Annotated in this window: 15 protein-coding genes and 1 tRNA gene; 12 read left to right on the forward strand and 4 right to left on the reverse strand. The window is 61.7% G+C overall.

Annotation, left to right across the window (positions count from 1 at the left end; all coding sequences use genetic code 11):
- The first annotated feature begins 2 nt into the window (after nt 1-2).
- Nucleotides 3-929 carry a glutaminase gene (locus FJ941_RS21850; RefSeq protein ID WP_140508812.1) on the forward strand — a complete coding sequence of 309 codons (927 nt, stop codon included), beginning with the start codon at nt 3-5 and terminating at the stop codon, nt 927-929.
- 97 nt (nt 930-1,026) lie between these two features.
- On the opposite strand, the gene FJ941_RS21855 is transcribed toward FJ941_RS21850, so the two are convergent.
- Nucleotides 1,027-3,957: a ribonuclease E/G gene (locus FJ941_RS21855; RefSeq protein ID WP_140508814.1), complete on the reverse strand. Its 2,931-nt coding sequence runs from the start codon at nt 3,955-3,957 to the stop codon at nt 1,027-1,029.
- A 654-nt stretch (nt 3,958-4,611) separates the two neighbouring features.
- Between FJ941_RS21855 and FJ941_RS21860 the strand changes: the two genes are divergently transcribed.
- The 7 genes from FJ941_RS21860 (at nt 4,612) to FJ941_RS21890 (ending at nt 12,913) form a co-directional block, all read left to right on the forward strand.
- Nucleotides 4,612-5,874: an N-acetylmuramoyl-L-alanine amidase gene (locus tag FJ941_RS21860; protein WP_140508816.1), complete on the forward strand. Its 1,263-nt coding sequence runs from the start codon at nt 4,612-4,614 to the stop codon at nt 5,872-5,874.
- A 214-nt stretch (nt 5,875-6,088) separates the two neighbouring features.
- Nucleotides 6,089-8,533, forward strand: a complete 2,445-nt coding sequence (locus FJ941_RS21865) for a penicillin-binding protein 1A (protein ID WP_140508817.1) — start codon at nt 6,089-6,091, stop codon at nt 8,531-8,533.
- Nucleotides 8,534-8,656: 123 nt separating this feature from the next.
- A protein-coding gene (gene prfB / locus FJ941_RS21870) for a peptide chain release factor 2 (protein ID WP_140508819.1) occupies nt 8,657-9,788 on the forward strand; the annotation gives its coding sequence in 2 pieces (ribosomal slippage) (nt 8,657-8,722 and nt 8,724-9,788; 1,131 coding nt in all).
- 603 nt (nt 9,789-10,391) lie between these two features.
- Nucleotides 10,392-10,769, forward strand: coding sequence for a hypothetical protein (locus FJ941_RS21875; RefSeq protein ID WP_140508820.1), 378 nt, complete (start codon nt 10,392-10,394; stop codon nt 10,767-10,769).
- A gap of 116 nt (nt 10,770-10,885) precedes the next feature.
- Nucleotides 10,886-11,254, forward strand: a complete 369-nt coding sequence (locus tag FJ941_RS21880; protein ID WP_027146857.1) for a GFA family protein — start codon at nt 10,886-10,888, stop codon at nt 11,252-11,254.
- A gap of 153 nt (nt 11,255-11,407) precedes the next feature.
- The gene (locus FJ941_RS21885) at nt 11,408-12,058 is read left to right on the forward strand and encodes an OmpA family protein (protein WP_015318025.1); all 651 of its coding nucleotides are present in this window, start codon (nt 11,408-11,410) and stop codon (nt 12,056-12,058) included.
- Between the two features lie 249 nt (nt 12,059-12,307).
- A complete protein-coding gene (locus FJ941_RS21890) occupies nt 12,308-12,913 on the forward strand; it encodes a hypothetical protein (protein ID WP_140508892.1) in 606 nt (201 codons plus the stop codon).
- A 159-nt stretch (nt 12,914-13,072) separates the two neighbouring features.
- Here FJ941_RS21890 and FJ941_RS21895 read toward each other — a convergent pair whose 3' ends face one another.
- On the reverse strand, nt 13,073-14,650 hold the full coding sequence (locus tag FJ941_RS21895; RefSeq protein WP_181166054.1) for a DEAD/DEAH box helicase: 1,578 nt from the start codon (nt 14,648-14,650) through the stop codon (nt 13,073-13,075).
- A gap of 192 nt (nt 14,651-14,842) precedes the next feature.
- Complete coding sequence (locus FJ941_RS21900) at nt 14,843-15,616, reverse strand: NAD kinase (RefSeq protein ID WP_027146866.1); 774 nt, start codon at nt 15,614-15,616, stop codon at nt 14,843-14,845.
- 305 nt (nt 15,617-15,921) lie between these two features.
- Here FJ941_RS21900 and FJ941_RS29225 point away from each other — a divergent pair, with 305 nt between their 5' ends.
- Nucleotides 15,922-16,143 (forward strand): hypothetical protein, encoded by a 222-nt coding sequence (locus FJ941_RS29225; protein ID WP_246672578.1) that lies wholly within the window; start codon nt 15,922-15,924, stop codon nt 16,141-16,143.
- 260 nt (nt 16,144-16,403) lie between these two features.
- Complete coding sequence (locus FJ941_RS21910) at nt 16,404-16,973, forward strand: DUF2569 family protein (protein WP_140508823.1); 570 nt, start codon at nt 16,404-16,406, stop codon at nt 16,971-16,973.
- Nucleotides 16,974-17,072: 99 nt separating this feature from the next.
- Here FJ941_RS21910 and FJ941_RS21915 read toward each other — a convergent pair.
- A tRNA-Thr gene (locus FJ941_RS21915) sits at nt 17,073-17,148 on the reverse strand.
- A 156-nt stretch (nt 17,149-17,304) separates the two neighbouring features.
- Between FJ941_RS21915 and FJ941_RS21920 the strand changes: the two genes are divergently transcribed.
- Both FJ941_RS21920 and FJ941_RS21925 read left to right on the forward strand, forming a co-directional pair.
- On the forward strand, nt 17,305-17,472 hold the full coding sequence (locus FJ941_RS21920; protein ID WP_140508825.1) for a hypothetical protein: 168 nt from the start codon (nt 17,305-17,307) through the stop codon (nt 17,470-17,472).
- 160 nt (nt 17,473-17,632) lie between these two features.
- Entirely contained in the window at nt 17,633-17,854 is a 222-nt protein-coding gene (locus tag FJ941_RS21925) for a hypothetical protein (RefSeq protein WP_140508827.1), read from the forward strand.
- The last annotated feature ends 34 nt before the right edge of the window (nt 17,855-17,888 follow it).

Raw genomic sequence — 17,888 nt, forward strand, 5'->3', positions numbered from 1 at the left:
CCATGCCGCTCGAACAGGCGCTGGCGGAAGTCGCGGCGGAAATGGCTGAACGCACCGATCGCGGCGATGTCGCGACCTATATTCCCCAATTGGGCAAGGTCGATCCGAAGAAATTCGGCATCGCGGCCGTTACCAATGACGGCCGCACGCTGGTGGCCGGCGATGCCGACCAGGCTTTTTCGATCCAGAGCATCTCGAAGGTGTTCACCCTGACGCTGGCGCTCGGCAATGTCGGCGACGCACTGTGGAAGCGGGTGGGGCGCGAGCCCTCCGGCAACCCGTTCAACTCGATTGTCCAGCTCGAGCATGAGAACGGCATTCCGCGCAACCCGTTCATCAATGCCGGCGCCATCGTCATTTCCGACATCCTGCTTGCAGGCCACCAGCCGCGCGAGGCGATCGGCGAGATCCTGCGCTTCATCCAGTTCCTCTGCGACGATGAGACAATCATCATCGACCGCGAGGTCGCGGCGTCGGAACGCGCCACCGGCTACCGCAACTTTGCGCTCGCCAATTATATGAAATCCTTCGGCAATCTTCATCATGCGCCGGAACTGGCGCTGGGTGTCTATTTCCACCATTGCGCCATCGCGATGAGCTGCCGACAGTTGGCGATGGCCGGCCGCTTTCTCGCCAATGGCGGCAAGAACCCGGCAACCGGACATTCCGTGGTGTCGGCGGAGCGGGCGCGGCGCATCGGCGCCATGATGCTGACCTGCGGCCACTATGACGGCTCCGGCGATTTCGCCTTCCGTGTCGGTATCCCCGGCAAGAGCGGCGTCGGCGGCGGCATATTGGGTATTGTGCCGGGTGTCGCTTCGCTCGCCGTCTGGTCGCCCGGCCTCAACGCCAACGGCAATTCCAAGCTGGGTTCGCTCGCGCTGGAAAAGCTCGCCAGGATGATGAACTGGTCGATCTTCGCGCCATAGGATCACGACCTGCCGGATATGAAAAATCCCGCGCCGTTCGTTTCGATCGGCGCGGGATTGTTTTTTGTTATAAAACCAATTCAAGCACTTGAAAAGCTTAGAAAAAGCCTTTCCGCTGCCACCAGCCGGCACGCTTGGGCTTTTCTTCGGTCTTGGCTTCCGGCTCATCGGCGACGGTCGAGGAAACCACCGGTACGACAGGTGTATCGGCGGCTGCCGGCTTGCGGCGTGATGGCCGGGCTTTCGGTGTCTCTCCGGCGACCGCCGCCTCGTCCGATGCCGTGGCTGGCGTTTCGGCGAGTGCCACTTCCGCGGTCGGCTCCCCGGCGACGGCCTCGGCTGCTGCCTTCTTCGGCTTGGCTGCGCGGCGTGGCTTCTTGGGCTTCTCGGTGCTTGGCACCTCATCGCTGACTGGAGCCGCCGGTTCTTCGACGGCAGCGGCAGCCACCGGCTCGATCGCCGCAGGCTCGCTCAGGGAAGCGTCAGCTTCGGCAGGCTCGGTCGTTTCGCCTGCCGCCGCCTCAGTCTCGCCTTCACCGTCTTCGCGACGATTGCGCTTGCCACCGCGCTTGCCGCGCCGGCGCTTCTTGCCCTGGCCATCGTCGGATGCTTCCGCCGTTTCGACGGTCTCGCTTGCGGCGACCGCAGCCTCGTCGTCTGCCTCGGCATCGTCATGGTCCGCCGCGCCTTCCGACGCGGTGAAGCCGTCATCCGACGTGGAGAGGGACGCGCCGTCCGTCGGGGCGCCATGCTCGCGTTCGCGATCCTTGCCGCCGCGCCGCCTGCGACGCTTGCGGCGCTTGCGGTCGCGGCCTTCGCCTTCCTCGCCGGATCTGGGCTGCTGATGCTGTGACGGCTGGGCGTGCCGTGGTTGCTCGGCCGGTACCGGTGCTTCGTCATCTTCCTCGACAACGACAATCTCGTCCTCGGGCTCTTCCGGCTCGACATAGGCCGGCAGGCTGCGCGCCTCGACGAAGCCTTCCGGCTTTTCGGCCAGCGCGCCGCGGAAGATCGCGTAGTGCTGGGCACCGACCGCATCGTCGGCCTCGATGGTGACGGTCAGGCCGAAGCGGCTTTCCAGTTCCACCAGCGTGCCGCGCTTGTGGTTAAGCACGTAGAGCGCGGTCGCGGCCGGCGTGCGCACCGTGATGTGGCTGCGCGAATCCTTGAGCAGGAACTCCTCGATCGCCCGCACCACCATCAGCGCCACCGACGAATCGGAGCGCACATGGCCGGTGCCGCCGCAATGCGGGCACGGCTTCATGGTCGATTCCAGCACGCTGGCGCGGATGCGCTGACGCGACATCTCCATCAGGCCGAAATGCGAGATGCGGCCGACCTGAATGCGGGCGCGGTCGTTCTTGAGGTGATCCTTAAGCCGCTTTTCGACGGAGCGGTTGTTGCGGTTCTCCTCCATGTCGATGAAGTCGATGACGATCAGGCCGGCGAGGTCGCGCAGCCGGAGCTGGCGGGCGACTTCCTCGGCCGCTTCCAGATTGGTGTGGAGCGCGGTGTCCTCGATCGAGTGCTCCTTGGTGGAGCGTCCCGAATTGACGTCGATGGCGACCAGCGCTTCGGTCTGGTTGATGATGATGTAGCCGCCGCTCTTTAGCGTCACTTGCGGCTGCAGCATGCGGTCGAGCTGCGCCTCGATACCGTTGCGCACGAAGATCGGCGTCGTGTCACGGAACGGCTGAACCACCTTGGCGTGGCTCGGCATCAGCATGCGCATGAAGTCCTTGGCTTCGCGATAGCCCTCTTCGCCGGAAACCAGGATCTCGTCGATGTCCTTGTTGTAGAGATCGCGCACCGAGCGCTTGATCAGGCTGCCTTCCTCATAGACGAGGGCAGGGGCCGTGGACTGCAGCGTGAGACTGCGCACGTTCTCCCACAGCCGCATCAGATATTCATAGTCGCGCTTGATCTCGGCCTTGGTGCGGCTCTCGCCGGCGGTGCGCAGGATGACGCCCATGCCTTGCGGCACTTCGAGATCGGCAACGACTTCCTTGAGGCGCTTGCGGTCGACCGCGCTGGTGATCTTGCGCGAAATTCCGCCGCCGCGCGCTGTGTTCGGCATCAACACCGAATAGCGGCCGGCAAGAGACAGGTAGGTGGTGAGCGCCGCCCCCTTGTTGCCACGCTCCTCCTTGACGACCTGCACCAGCAGGATCTGCCGGCGCTTGATCACTTCCTGGATCTTGTACTGGCGGCGCACCGGCTTGCGGCGGTTGCGCACTTCCTCGAGCGCGTCCTCGGCGCCGACCGATTCGATCTCATGATCGTCTGGATGGGAAGAGGATACCTCCTCGAGCATCCCGCGATCATTGTCGGAGGAAGTGGCCTCGCTGCCCTGTTCCGCCTGCGGGACGGGTTCGGAAATCACATCGCCTTCGACGGAGGCGGCGATCGACTTGGGGCCTCCCTCGCTGGCCTCGTTTTCATCCTGTTCGGAAGAACCCCCGTCATGTACGGATGCGCCGGCGTCTTCCGAGGCATCGGACGCGTATTCCGCGGTCCCTGAAACGTCGGACATGTCCTCGGTTACGGCATCCGGGCCATTGTCGTTGTTTTCGTCTGTTTCGCCGGCGGCTTCGTTTGCCTCGCCGGAATCGGCCGTGCCGGCATCGCGTCTGTTTTCACCACGGTCGCGGGTCTTGCCGCCGCGCCGGCGACCGCGCCGTCCACGATCCCGGCTCTGGCGATCGTCGCCTTCGCCGTCCTCGTTCTCCTCGTCCTCGGCCTCCTGCGCTTCCGCGCGCAGCAGTGCCTGACGGTCGGCGACCGGAATCTGGTAGTAATCGGGGTGTATTTCACTGAAGGCGAGAAAACCGTGACGGTTGCCGCCATATTCGACAAAGGCTGCCTGAAGGGAGGGTTCGACGCGCGTTACGCGGGCGAGGTAAATGTTTCCTTTGAGCTGCTTCTTGTCCTGGGATTCAAAGTCGAATTCTTCGATACGGTTACCGCGTACGACGACTACGCGTGTTTCCTCCGGGTGGGAGGCGTCTATCAGCATTTTGTTGGGCATTATTTCGTTTCCCCCCGGCAGCCGTCAGCCGCAGCTGGCGGGGCAAAGCCCGCTGCTGTGTGTCTGGATGAGAGTGGGTGCCGGATAATTGAACGTCCGCCGGACGCTGCCTGCGTGTCATGGCGGTGCCGCCCGCAGCCATATTGGCGCGGTTTGATGCGGACCTTTCCATGATTGCGCTTGAAGCCATCGTCACCAGCAGAACCTTTTGAACCAAAGCCCGGAAACCGGACCAGCTTGTTTGCTCATACAGAGCCGGCGCGGGAACAAACCCGGCCGTTTTCCTCACGCAGGCGATTCCCCCGCCACGGGAGCACACCTGCGAAATTCGTCGCAATCACCTGAAGCCTTTTCGCGTGAAGCGAAAGGAGCCGCCTTTCATCTGACCCTGTAGCAGGAAGCTGCGGAGGAGGGCGGTTCCAGGATTGCAGTGATCCACCATCGCTTTTATGATTTGGCGGGTTGGAAGGCAACCCCGATTTCCGATGCCGGCAAAAAGCAGTTCCGTAGCGTAAGCCTGGTTCCGATCCTTGCGTGAAAAGGCTTGGTTAACCTTCTCTGGATACCAATCGTTAATCGAGTTCGCGGCCCTAACCGGCACTTCGACTAAACGAGCCGGCGCCTGGCGCCAAAGCGGGAGCGACTAGAAGAGAGATGGGACTGGCGGACTTCACAGACAAGGGATGTCGTGTTGGCGGCCAGATTCTGCGTGCCTTCTGTCTCGTGTTGCTGGTGGTGTTTTCGTCCGCCTTTTCCACGATTGCCAGTGCCGCCGACGCGCCGCTTGTGGCGAAGGGCTACAAAATGGCCGGCGATGCCACCAAGATGCGCATCGTCATGGATTTCGATCGCGAGCCTGACATCAAATGGTTCCTGCTGCGCGGACCCAACCGCCTTGTCATCGATCTTGCGAACACCCGATTTGCCATCGATGCCAAGGATTTGAAGCCGCGTGGCCTGGTCAAGGGCGTGCGGCTCGGCGAACTCGGCGAGGGCGTTTCGCGACTGATCCTGACAGGTAAGGGACCGTTCGCCGTCGACAAGCTCGATGTGCTCAAGAACGAGGACGGAACCGGCTACCGCATTGCCATCGACATGTCGGCGGCGTCCGAACGTGAGTTTGACGCCGCCCTTGCCAATCAGGCGCTGACCACCGGTTCCACGGTTTCGACCGATAAAGGCGGCCGGGTCGGCACGGGACCTGTCTCCAATCCCGGCCACAGGTTCACCGTCGTCATCGACCCCGGCCATGGCGGCGTGGACGGCGGCGCCGAAGGCCTGAACGGCACCATCGAGAAGAACGTCACACTGGCCTTTGCCACTGAGCTGCGCGACAAGCTCGCGGCCGTCGGCAGATACGATGTCTTCATGACCCGTGATACCGATGAATATCTGCGCCTGGACGACCGCGTCCGCATTGCGCGCCAGCATGAGGCCGATCTGCTTATTTCGATCCATGCCGACACGATCAGCGTCAAGGGCATCCGCGGCGCCACTGTCTATACGGTCTCCGACAAGGCTTCCGACCCTCAAGCACAGGCGCTTGCCGACCGTGAAAACCTGTCGGACCAGTTCGCCGGCATGGTCATCAAGGACGACAACAAGGAAGTGACCGACATCCTGATCGACCTGATCCGCCGCGAGACGCACAATTTCTCGATGAGTTTTGCCCACACCTTGGTCGGTCAGCTCTCGACCAGCGTCGGCCTTATCAACAATCCGCAGCGTTCGGCCGGATTCAAGGTGCTGAAGGCCCCGGACGTGCCGTCCGTGCTGGTCGAGCTCGGCTATCTCTCCAACGCCAAGGACGAGGCGCAACTGCTCGACACCGAGTGGCGCGGCAAGGCAGCGCAAAGCATCACCAACGCCGTCGCCTTGTTCGCTTCCGCCCGTGCCGGGGCCCGAACCGGAGGTTGACAATGCCCGGCAGCGCCTGCAACCAGAGGCGGCGTTGCGGGATGACAACACTCGCCGCTTTTATTTCCGGCTTGCGGCCGCGAAACGCGGCCCTGCCGTATTTTGTCCACATGGTGGCGACATGGGTTTTCGATTACGGGTTGGGACCGGCTCGAAAGCTTGCGTGGAAGGCGGCTTCGTTTAGGAAATTCCCGAACCAAGGACTGGAGCGGGTATGATTCGTCTCATTGGCTATTTCTTCGGCATCGGCACGACGCTGGCCCTCCTGGCCGCGGCGGGCGTTGCCCTTTACATCGGCCATGTGGCAAAGGATCTGCCTGACTACGAAGTGCTGGCCAAGTACGAGCCTCCGGTGACCACCCGTATCCATGCCTCGGATGGCGCGCTGATGGCGGAGTATGCACGGGAACGGCGCCTTTATTTGCCGATCCAGGCCGTCCCGGATCGCGTCAAGGCGGCCTTCCTGTCCGCGGAGGACAAGAACTTCTACAGCCACCCTGGTGTCGACATAACGGGGTTGGGCAGAGCGGTGATGACTTACGTTTCGGGTGGCCCCATGCAGGGCGGCTCGACGATCACCCAACAGGTTGCCAAGAACTTCCTGCTGACCAACGAGCGCTCCCTGGAACGCAAGGTCAAGGAAGCCATCCTTTCGTTCCGCATCGAGCAGGCCTATTCCAAGGATCGTATCCTCGAGCTCTATCTCAATGAGATTTTCTTCGGCTTCAATGCCTATGGCGTTGCCGGTGCCGCACTGACCTACTTCGATAAATCGGTGAACGAACTGACCGTTGCCGAGGCCGCTTATCTGGCATCGCTCCCGAAAGGTCCGGCCAACTACAATCCCTTCAAGCACGCCGACCGGGCAATCGAACGGCGAAACTGGGTGATCGGCCAGATGGTCGAAAACGGTTACGTTACGCCCGAAGAGGGCGCGAAAGCGAAGGCCGAGCCGCTTGGCGTTGCTCCGCGCCGCACCGGCTCCTACCTTTTCGCCGGCGAGTATTTCACGGAAGAGGTTCGTCGGCAGATCATCGCCCGCTACGGCGAGAACGCCCTCTATGAGGGCGGGCTGTCGATTCGCACCACCCTTGACCCGAAGGTCCAGCTCATTGCCCGCAAGGCGATGCAGAATGGGTTGATGAAATACGATACTTTGCGCGGCTATCGCGGGCCGGTGAAGACGATCGACGTCTCCGGCGACTGGGGTGTGCCATTGGGTGCCGTCAAGGGACTGGAAGACGTTCCCGAGTGGTCGCTGGCCGTCGTGCTCGACAGTTCGGCGTCCGGGCTGTCGATCGGCCTTCAGCCCGCACGCCAGGCGTCGGGCGATATCGTGAAGGAACGCGTCGAAGGCACCGTCAGCAAGGAAGACATGGGCTTTGCCATGCGCCATGTGGTCGACGGCAAGACGGTCAAGGCCAGGTCGCCGGCCGACGTGCTGAAGCCGGGCGACGTCATCTTCGTCCAGAAGAACGACGGTTCCGACAATACCTACAGCTTGCGCCAGGTTCCCGAGGTGGCAGGCGGCCTGATCGCGATGGATCCGCACACCGGCCGCGTGCTGGCCATGGTCGGCGGTTTCTCTTATTCGCAATCCGAATTCAACCGTGCCACGCAGGCGATGCGCCAGCCGGGCTCGTCGTTCAAGCCGATCGTCTATTCGGCCGCGCTCGACAATGGTTATACCCCGGCCTCCGTAATCATGGACGGACCGATCACCATCCAGAGCGGCAACACAACCTGGACGCCGAAGAACTATGACGGCACGGTCGCCGGCCCGGCAACGCTGCGTTCCGGCATCGAGAAGTCGCGCAATCTTATGACGGTGCGGCTTGCCAATGACATGGGCATGAAACTGGTCGTCGAATATGCCGAGCGCTTCGGCGTCTATGATCATCTGGCGCCATACCTGCCGATGGCGCTGGGTTCGGGCGAGACGACCGTCATGCGCATGGTTTCGGCCTATTCGATCATGGCCAATGGCGGCAAGTCGATCAAACCGACGCTGATCGACCGCATCCAGGACCGCTACGGCAAGACGGTGTTCAAGCAGGATGAGCGTGGCTGCGAAGGCTGCAACGCGCCTGAATGGAAAAACCAGCCGGAGCCGGAACTGGTCGACAATTCCGAGCAGGTGCTCGATCCGATGACCGCCTACCAGATCACCTCGATGATGGAAGGTGTCGTCCAGCGCGGCACAGGCGCCACCATCGGCGAGCTTGGCCGCCACATCGCCGGCAAGACCGGCACCACCAATGACGAGAAGGACGCCTGGTTCATCGGCTATACGCCGAACCTCGTGGTTGGTCTCTACATGGGCTACGACACGCCGCGCGGCCTTGGCCATGGCGCCACCGGTGGCGGTCTTGCCGCCCCGATCTTCAAGGATTTCATGCGCGTGGCGCTGGACGGCACGCCCAATGTCGACTTCAAGGTGCCCGACGGCATGAATCTGATCGCCATCAACCGCAAGACCGGCATGCGCGCCTCCTCGGGCGATCCCGGCACCATCATCGAGGCCTTCAAGCCGGGCACCGGCCCCGCCGACAGCTACTGGGTGATCGGCATGGGCGCCGATGGCTCCAACGCTTCCGGCGGCGCACTGTCGCCGCAGGCCAACCAGGCCATCCAGGACGGCGGCGGCGGCCTTTACTGACGAATTCAAACGTCCGAACGGGCCAGCCTGAGGCTGGCCCATTTCGCTTTACACATGGCGGCACCGTCCCTATGTATCGCGCCGACCGAAGCGTCATTCAGCAACAGGACAAAATATCAGGCCATGCGCGCGGAAACGCAGAATATTGTCGATGAGATCAGGCAGGCGATTACCCTGCTGAGGAGGCATCTTTGACTGGGATCAGGCCATAAAGCGGCTTGAATACCTGAACGTGCGGGCCGAGGACGCAAGCCTCTGGAACGAACCGCTGGAAGCGCAGAAGCTGATGCGCGAACGCCAGGGCCTCGAGGAAGGCATCGCGGCGGTCAAGGGCCTGACCCAGGCGCTGGAAGACAATATCGGCCTGATCGAGCTTGGCGAGGAAGAGGGCGACGAAGGCGTCATCGCCGAGGCCGAGGCCGCGATCCGCTCGATGCAGGGGGAGGCAAAGGCCCGCCAGGTCGAGACGTTGCTCTCGGGCGAGGCCGACGCCAACGACACCTATCTCGAAATCCATGCCGGCGCCGGCGGTACCGAAAGCCAGGACTGGGCCTCGATGCTGTTGCGCATGTACACGCGCTGGGCCGAGCGCCGGCGCTTCAAAGTCGAGGTGCTGGAAGTGCATGACGGCGAAGAGGCCGGCATCAAGTCCGCCACCTTGCTGATCAAGGGTCACAATGCCTATGGCTGGATGAAGACCGAATCCGGCGTCCACCGCCTGGTGCGCATCTCACCCTATGACAGCAATGCGCGCCGTCATACGTCCTTCTCCAGCGTCTGGGTCTATCCCGTCGTCGACGACAGGATAGAGATCGACGTCTCCGAATCCGACGTGCGCATCGATACCTATCGTTCGTCCGGCTCGGGCGGCCAGCACGTCAACACCACCGATTCGGCCGTGCGCATCACCCATATCGCCACCGGCATCGCGGTCGCCTGCCAGGCCGAACGCTCGCAGCACAAGAACAAAGCCAAGGCTTGGGAAATGCTGCGCTCGCGACTCTACGAGGAAGAGCTTAAGAAGCGCGAAGCGGTCGCCAACGCGACCGAGGCGTCGAAGAGCGATATCGGCTGGGGCCACCAGATCCGTTCCTACGTGCTGCAGCCCTATCAGTTGGTGAAGGATCTGCGCACCGGCGTCGAAAGCACCAACCCGTCTAGCGTGCTCGATGGCGACCTCGACGACTTCATGGAAGCTTCGCTGTCGCAACGCATCGAGGGCGGCGCGGGCGAAGTGGTAGCCGACCTGGATTAGGCTGCTCATGCGGGCAATGACGGCGAGCTCGTCGCAAAAGCGGACGTATCGCCGTGCGGTGAGCGGTTGACCACACGCTTCCGCCGGTGCCAGCAACAAGCGCGCCGGCCATCGCAAGGTTTCTGGTTCGGCGTATTGCTCTCGTGCGGGAAGAGGGTCTTTTCCTGTCCCCAAAACGGGCGCGTCGCATGTTTGTCATTCGTCCGGCTGCCCACATCTTCGTGGCTGCAGGGCGGCTGGTTCTCCATCGCGGACGATCTGCGGCAATGTCACCAGTGATCAAGAGCATGTGATTGCCCGCATCTGACGATCGGCCGGCTGGAACCACTCCGGATCAATCCCGTTGTTTGCATGCCCCGCCTGCCGGGAACAAACCTGGCCTGAATCTCGTCAGCGGTAGCAGTATGTCATGCGCTTGCGCCCATATCCGGGCGCTGCGGCTTCTTGCGCCGACCAAGGAATCAGCCCAGCATCCAAGCGCTGGGAAACAAAAAAGCATTTATGGCCGGACGCGGCATATCTGCGACCTGACGATCCGGCCACTGGGAAGAAACGTTCCGGGAACGGGCAGGCGAAATGCTTGACGCTCGAAAGGAACGTCCTATGTCCGCTGCCACTCCCAGATCGGCCCGAGCCGTTCAACCGGTCGGCCGACTTATGTTTTCCCTGTTCGCCGTCGGCGTGATCGCGATGTGCGCGCCAGCTGCCTTTGCTCATGACGCCACGCCCACGGCGGCAAAGCCGCAGGGTTGGAGCTATCCATTCGCCTGCTGCGCCAACTATGACTGTCGTGCCACGCATACCGGCGAGGTGCTGGAGAAACCCGAGGGCTACGTGATCGCCGGCACCGGCGAGGTGGTTCCCATGACGGACAAGCGCATCAAGGACAGCCCTGACGGCGAGTTTCACTGGTGCGCTCATCAGGCCGGTCTCGACGCCGGCAAGACGATATGCCTGTTCGTGCCGCCGCGCTCTTTTTGATGCTGCGCCGGCGGCCAACGCCATTCGGCAGACGCGTCTGCTGACGGACGGTTGTCAGGATCGCTTCTTTATGGTGCCTTGCCGCTTGGGCGACGGACAATGGAGAGGTGATGTTCATGGCCATCAAGGGAAGCTGCCACTGCAAGGCGACGATATTCGAGGTGTCGGAGGCGCCGCGGACGGTGACACAATGCACCTGTTCGTTCTGCTCGAAACGCGGCTCGCTCTGGGCCTATTACACCCCGTCCCAGTTCAAGCTCATCACGCCGCTGAAGAACGTTTCCTTCTACCAATGGGGCTCGAAGACCGTAAAGCATGGTTTTTGCGCAACCTGCGGCTGCGGCACCTTCACCGAAACGCCGGACTGGTCGACCGGCGAGCCGGATTTCGACAATCCGAAGATCAGCGTCAACTCGCGGCTGTTCGATGACTTCGACCTCGACAAGGTCGAAGTGGTGGTCATTGACGGCAAGAATCTCTGGTAGCCGGCCAAGGTGCTTCGATGCGCAACGGACCCCGGGGGAAAAGCCGCGACGGCCACTTTTCCCGTTCCGTTTTTCGCCGCATTTCGTGGTACAAGTCGCGACAAGGGCTGATTTGGCGCCATCGTAAGGCGTGACTTGGAGAGGGACCATTCTATGAAGAAGACCGTGCTCGTCGTTATGGCGACGGCTCTGCTCGTGACCGCGTGCACCACCACCGATCCGTATACGGGCGACCAGAAGATTTCCAACACGGCCGCAGGGGCGGGTCTTGGCGCCCTGGCAGGCGCCAGCCTTGGTCTGCTTGCCGGCGGCAATGACCGCCGCAATGCGCTGATCGGCGCCGGCATCGGCGCGCTGGCAGGCGGCGCCATCGGCGCCACCATGGACCAGAACGAGGCTGAATTGCGCCGGCAGCTCGAGGGCACCGGCGTCAGTGTCACCCGTAGCGGCGACCAGATCATCCTCAACATGCCGTCCGACATCACCTTCAACACCGACCAGGACGCGGTGAAGCCCGGCTTCTACCAGGTGCTGAATTCGGTGGCGCTGGTGCTGAAGAAGTTCAAGCAGACCACGGTCGACGTTTTCGGCCATACCGATTCGACCGGTGGCGACCAGCACAATTTCGATCTGTCGCAGCGCCGTGCGCTGGCGGTCGCGAATTATCTGTCCGGCCAGGGCGTCGATCAGCGCCGCTTCGCCGTCACCGGATTTGGCAAGACGCGGCCCGTCGCCTCCAATGCCACTGCCGAGGGCCGGGCCCAGAACCGACGCGTCGAGATCCAGCTGTCGCCGCTCACCTGAGCAGAATGGCGTCTCATGCGAAAAACGGCCCCCAACGGGCCGTTTTTTATCCAGGCGTATTTTGGCGCCCGGTTTCATGACGGCGATCAAATAAAATTAGCAATATCTAATAAGTTCTTTTCCGCAGCCGTGGAAAGGATTAGCATCGACGCTGTTCCAGAGGGGATGGGGCGGTTTAATCGGCCGCGCAATCAACATCTTTGCCGCCTCGGTCTTGCACGGCCAGATCATGAAATCTGGGAGGAATGCATGACAAGAACAGCCAGTCTTGGGCGCTGCGGCGTCCTCGCTTTGACAAGCGTTGTAGGTGCATGGTTAGGCCTCGCCACGGCTCATGCCGAGGACACTAACAAGGCCGACATCGACGCGTTGAAGAAATCGCTCGCCAAATATCAGGACTACACCGCCGCCGTCCGCGATCTCTACCTGTCGACAGTCGGCTGCGTCTACTACAGCGGAGAAAAGATACCCGGCTCCATGGATTATCCGAAGGGCGCCATGGGCATCCATTTCGTCAACGTTCCAAGTGTCGGCCAGAAACTAGATCCGATGCATCCCAATGTGTTGATCTACGAACCAACGAAAAAAGGCCTGCATTTGGTTGGGGTGGAGTGGCTGGTGCCGCTGACCCCGGACGTCAAGGAGCCACCAAAGCTGTTTGGTCAAACCTTCATGGGCCCGATGGAGGGGCACTATCCGCTCATCCCGAAGGAGTTCGTCCACTACGATCTTCACGCCTGGCTCGATGACAATCCAAACGGCATGTTCAGTCCGACGAATCCGAAGGTGAAATGCAACAAGGCCGAGTTTCCGATGCTGGAGAAACCGACCAAGATGATGCCCGGACCGATGTGACCTGGAGCGGACCAGCGTCCAATAGAATTGCCGAACCGCGCCAATGCTTCGTTTCCACGCAATTCCGGACGGAAAAGCGCTAGGCGGCTTTTCCTCGAATTGCTCTTGGCGGCAGGGCAAAAAAGGAGGCAAGCCGGGTAGCCGGCTTGCTGGTTGGAATCAGACCTTGGCGACGATGCGCATGAAGGCCGGCATGTCGTCGCCGAAGCCGACTGTGGTGTCGTTGTCTTCCTGATGGTGGCGGGCAGGGCGGTTGTTGCTGCGCTGCGGCCTGGTGTCACCACGCTCAGGTGCGCGCGGCTCATTGCGGTCGGATGATTTGCGTTCGGTGTTTTCCGAACGGATTGCATCCTTGCGCGCGCGCCGTTCGACAATATCGGCCGTCTCGGCCACATCGGGCTGCGGTTGAGCAACCGCGGTCGCGGCATCTTCCTCGCTGTGTCTGCCGCGACGCTCGCCGCCCTTCTTGCGTCCGCCCCTGTCGCTGCGGTCCTCGTCCTTGCGGCCGGCGCGGCGCGGCGCGCCTTTGCCGCGGCGCGGAGCATCGTCCTCGCCTTCGCTGGCAACCACCGTCGACAGGTCGCCGTCATGCCATTCGATCTTGGTGCCGATCAGCCGTTCGATGGCGTCGATATACTTGGTGTCGGACTTGGTCGCGATGGTGAAGGACTTGCCTGAGCGCCCGGCGCGGCCCGTGCGGCCGATGCGGTGGACATAGTCCTCGGCATGGATCGGCACGTCGTAGTTGAAGACATGGCTGACATCGGGAATGTCGAGGCCGCGCGCGGCGACGTCCGAGGCGACGAGATAGCGCAGCTTGCCGTCGCGGAAATTGGCCAGCATCTGCATGCGCGCGCGCTGGTCCATGTCGCCATGCAGCGCACCGGCGTCGAAGTCATATTTCAGCAGCGAGCGGAACAGCTCCGAAACCTCGATCTTGCGATTACAGAAGATGATCGCGTTCTTCAGCTCCGCGTCCTCGGCCTTGATCAGGTTGCGCAGTGTTTCGCGCTTGTCCCAAGGCTTCGAGCCCGATTTGACCAGCCGCTGGGTGATGTTGGTAGCCGCCGACGCGGCCTTGGAGACCTCGACGCGCACCGGCGCATGCAGGAATTTTTCCGTCAGCTTGGTGATCTCTGGCGGCATGGTCGCCGAGAAGAACAGCGTCTGCCGGGTGAAAGGGATCATCTCGCAGATACGCTCGATGTCGGGAATGAAACCCATGTCGAGCATACGGTCGGCCTCGTCTATGACCAGGATCTCGACACCGTTGAGCAACAGCTTGCCGCGCTCGCGGTGGTCGAGCAGACGGCCTGGCGTAGCGATCAGCACGTCGGCGCCGCGCTCCAGCTTCTTGTCCTGCTCGTCAAACGACACGCCGCCGATCAGCAGCGCGATGTTGAGCTTGTGGTTCTTGCCGTATTTGACGAAGTTCTCTTCGACCTGCGCGGCAAGCTCACGCGTCGGCTCCAGGATCAGCGTGCGCGGCATGCGGGCGCGGGCGCGGCCCTTTTCGAGCCGGGTCAGCATCGGCAGCACGAAGGAGGCGGTCTTGCCGGTGCCGGTCTGGGCAATGCCCAGCACGTCCTTGCCGAGCAAGGCGTGCGGGATCGCGCCAGCCTGGATCGGGGTCGGCTGGGTGTAGCCGGCATCGGTGACTGCGGAAAGCACCTTCGGCGATAGGCCGAGGTCTGAAAAGGTCAACGCTTCTTGAGCGATCGTCGTGTCTGAGGACAAGTGTTGCTGTCTTTGGCTGGTTCGGGGAAGCGCAACGTCATTCGTCGCGGCAAGCGCCACGCGCCTGCAAGATTGGTATTGCGATTAGGCGCAAGCCCACGATTTGTCAACAGAAACGGGCAGGATTGGCGCGATTGTGAAGTTGTAACCTTAATCGCGATGCTTAATCCGGCCGCTTGTCTCTGTGCCGGCTCAGTAACGGAACTGTTCGGCCAGGATGCGTTCGTTCCAGGAGTGGTTGGGATCGAATAGCAAAGTCGCGGTGGCAGTCGGCGATTCCCGTACCGTGACCGAGGTCACCGCCTTGACCTCCGTGTGGTCGGCGGCTGCGTTCACCGGCCGCTTTTCCGACTCCAGAATGTCGAAGCGCACGGTCGCCTTGTTGGAAAGCAATGCGCCGCGCCAGCGTCGCGGACGAAACGGGCTGACCGGCGTGAGAGCCAAAAGGGGCGCGTCGAGCGGAAGGATAGGGCCGTGCGCGGAAAGATTATATGCGGTCGATCCGGCTGGCGTCGCGATCATGACGCCATCGCAGTTCAGTTCCTCGAGCCGTATCTGGTCATCGACGCTGATGCGGATCTTGGCCGTCTGATAGGATTGACGCCACAGCGCAACTTCGTTGATCGCGAGCGCCGTGACTTGTTCGCCATCCGAGGTGGTTGCCAGCATCTCCAGCGGGCGGATCGTTTCGGCGACAGCGGCCGCGATGCGCTCGGTGAGTCCTCCCGACCGGTACTCATTCATCAGGAAGCCGATTGTGCCACGGTTCATACCGTAGACTTTTTTTCCCGTACCCATCGTGTCGCGCAAGGTCTGCAACAGGAAGCCGTCGCCACCCAGCGCCACCACAACAGTCGCCTCGGCGACCGAACATTGGCCATAGCGCGCCGACAGGCTCTCCAGCGCCGCCTTGGCGTCTGTTGTCTCGGACGAGACGAAAGCGATGCTGTTGGCGGCTGTGCTCATGGCTTCCCGATCGCGACCGATTGGCGCCGGCAGGTTCCGGCCGCGCCAGCGCCGGGGTAGCATGAGGCGGGCGGGTCTGCAAAGAGAGCCTCTGCCGGTTCACGGAGCGACGGTGCGGCAGTGCCGCCGCATGGGGCGGTCGCGGTTGATGTCGTGGCGCGACCGAATGTGATGGTTAATGCCAGGCTTAAGGTCTCGTAAAGCCGGACCGATCATGTTAGCCGGCATGGGTGGCGTGGGGCGCTCGCAGCATCTACCTTATCCTTCGGGACGCAAGGGCGCTGCGGCACGTTAGATTTGTGCGCGTGATCCCGCGGATCCTGATGCCGGGGGACATGCGCCAGCCAGACGAGGCCGACATATTGCCGGTAGCACGCCTGATCATCGTCTTTGTCATGTTGGGAAGTTTTGCGCTTGTCTTCGCCGAACTGGTGCGCCAGTCGGAACAAATGAGCGCCAGGCCGGTCCCCACGGCCTCACGCTGCGGTGATGCCGCCGGGATGCCTTGCCCGCAAAGAGCGCTGTAGGCCGCCAAAATAGGCTCATCGATCCTGCACCAACCAAGTCTTCGCCGACGCCCGGCGGCGCTAGCGGTTTCTCAGGAGTGTTCCCGCAGATGGCAGCCGGCCGCTTCCGGGACAGAGCAGGATATTGGCGGCGGCGATCGGGGTGTGAGGGAGCAGGCAGGAGAAATCGTCGCTTCGGTATCGTTGTCTACGAAAATTCAGCTCTTGAGTTGAACTTGAAATCTGGTACAACTTAGAAGGGTATTAAAAAGGGGGAATAAATGGGAACGTTTTCCATCTGGCATTGGGTGATCGTGCTGCTGCTGATCGGCGTGCCTGTTTTCTTTGCTGTCCGGTCAGCCGCGAAGCCGTCACAGAATCCTGAGGCTCTTGTGGGCTTCGGTGGCTGGCTGATGCTGCTGGCGATCGGTCAGACATTGTCACCGCTGCGCACGCTCGCCGACTTCGCCAATTCGGCCGACGGCTACCGGCAACTCATGACTCTCCCAAATGGGCCGCTGGCGGTGTATGGGGAGGTTGCCCTCAATCTCGCATTTCTGGCGCTTCAGCTGGTTGTGCTGGTTTCGATGCTGCGGCGAAGCCGCCGGTTCCCGCAATTGTTTCTGCTTCAGTGCCTTGCGATCCCTGTCGTTTTTGTCCTGGATACGATCTGGACTTCGTCAATTCTGGGCGTTCCGGTGAACCAGGTGCTCGCAGGCGATGCGCTGGTGGCACCCCTCGCGTCTTTCGTGGGGGTCGGCATCTGGGCTGCTTATGTCTACAAGTCTGTGAGGGTGAGGAATACGTTCACCAGGACGAACGTGTCGGCCCAAATCGCGAGCGCCTCATAGAGAGTGGCGGCGCTCGTAATCGCTCTACACCGGGGTTTCGGAGGACCTGCGTCTAAGGGCTTGGGGTGGCCCGCCACCCGGAGCTCGAAGAGCGAAGGCTGGTGCCCCCGGACGGAATCGAACCGCCGACCTTCGGTTTACAAAACCGCTGCTCTACCAGCTGAGCTACAAGGGCATGGCGCTCCGGTTAGCATATTTGTTGCGCCAGTAAAGACAAAACTCCGTTTTTGGGCGTCGGCCGTGGTGGATGACGCCATGGCCCGTGCTGAAATCCGCAAACGCGCTTCCTACATGAGGATGAGGGTGCAATCGCTTCGGATTGGAGTGTCGCATGATAAGGCTTGTCATCATTCTCCCTATCGTCATCGTGGCGTGGATGCTGCTGGTGAAGCTCATCAGCGATGTGAAGAAGGCCAATGTCGACTGGACGGGCGTCACAACGATCATCGGTTTCATCGCGCTTGCCTTCTGGCTTCGCCATATCACCGGCATGGGCTGAGCTCGTGGTGAGTAAAGTGGTCATGGCGCGAACTGCCTGCTCACTACACGCCCACCGTGTTTCAAAAAAATCTCCGGAACTGTCGAACCTTTCGCCGCGGCGCGCCGACTGATCCTTGGAGGCGAATGGTCGCTTCGATCAAAGGATCCAGGAGATCATTATGCTTAAGCGCAGTCTTGTTTCCGGCCTCGTCGCCATCGTCGTTGCATCCGGCGCGCTCGCCGGCACCGTCCAGTCTTCGTCGGCTCATGGCATGCATCACCATCATCGTCATTTCGACGACTACCTCTACTATCAGGATTACCCGGACTACCCGGATTACTGGTGGATCTATGGCCATCATCATCACCGTCATCACCACCACCGCATCATCATCTACTGAGCGCAGCCTGACGGCGTGATTGAAAACCAATCCA

This window comes from Mesorhizobium sp. B2-3-13, from assembly GCF_006442195.1.
Lineage (GTDB): Bacteria > Pseudomonadota > Alphaproteobacteria > Rhizobiales > Rhizobiaceae > Mesorhizobium > Mesorhizobium salmacidum.